Annotated in this window: 1 protein-coding gene; it reads left to right on the forward strand. The window is 56.4% G+C overall.

The genetic code is table 11. From position 1 onward, the window contains the following. A partial coding sequence (locus tag SB756_RS31820; RefSeq protein ID WP_410913467.1) for a YcjX family protein occupies positions 1 to 259 on the forward strand: 259 nt, incomplete at both ends.

The following is a 259-nucleotide window of genomic DNA, read 5'->3' on the forward strand; positions in this document are numbered from 1 at the left end:
CGTGACTTTGGCATTCCGCGCTTCACCTATGACGAAGGGCTGGCGCAGTTATATGGCGATCCACCCGCCTGGCCAACGCCAACGCGCGGCGTCAGTGAAATCCGCCTGGCGCTACGTTTTAAATCGAATGATTCGCTGCTACGCCACTTTAAGGATACCTCCACGCTGTATCTGGAAATTGTGGATTATCCCGGCGAATGGTTGCTCGACCTGCCGATGCTGGCGCAGGACTATTTAAGCTGGTCGCGCCAGATGACGG

It is taken from the genome of Pseudomonas sp. SIMBA_068 (assembly GCF_046534705.1).
Taxonomy (GTDB): Bacteria; Pseudomonadota; Gammaproteobacteria; order Pseudomonadales; family Pseudomonadaceae; genus Aquipseudomonas; species Aquipseudomonas putida.